The organism is Dietzia sp. B44 (genome assembly GCF_014145245.1).
GTDB classification, from domain to species: Bacteria; Actinomycetota; Actinomycetes; order Mycobacteriales; family Mycobacteriaceae; genus Dietzia; species Dietzia natronolimnaea.
The window spans coordinates 11,046-11,673 of record NZ_JAALEF010000426.1; the positions used below are offsets into that span (position 1 = coordinate 11,046).

General features: G+C 58.6%; 1 protein-coding gene. It reads left to right on the forward strand.

The window, feature by feature from the left end; genetic code table 11:
• Positions 1-628 (forward strand): cytochrome P450 family protein (locus G6017_RS13505; RefSeq protein ID WP_182617812.1); only part of this gene is annotated, 628 nt, incomplete at both ends.

A 628-nucleotide genomic window follows, 5' to 3' on the forward strand; every position in this document is an offset into this window, starting at 1 on the left:
GTCCCATTCCTCCCGTCGAGGATGTCGAGCTCGCCGACATCGACCTCAGTAATCCCTTTCTCTATCGCCAAGGCCGCTGGCAGTCCTACTATGAGCGCCTGCGAAACGAGGCTCCGGTCCACTTTCAGCCCAACAGTGCGTTCGGGCCGTTCTGGTCAGTGACCCGACATGAAGACATCATCGCGGTCGATAAGAACCATGAGGTCTTCTCCGCCGAGCCGATGATAGTGATCGGGGCCCCGCCTCGTTTTCTCGATATCGAGATGTTCATCGCGATGGACCCACCGCGTCACGACTTGCAGCGAGCAGCTGTGCAGGGGGTGGTGGCGCCGAAGAACCTGCGCGAGATGGAGACGCTCATTCGGTCTCGGGTTCGCGAGGTACTAGACGACTTGCCGGTGAATCAGCCGTTCGATTGGGTCCAGGCTGTCTCGATCGAACTGACAGCTCGAATGCTCGCGACGCTCTTGGACTTCCCATACGAGGAACGTCACAAACTCGTGTACTGGTCAGATATTGCAACTTCGTTCGAGGAAGCGAACGGTGGTCCTGCGGACCTCGACGAGACGTTCGACGGAATGCGCGAGATGGCGAGCGGTCTGAGTTCTCTGTGGTACGACAAGAAGGC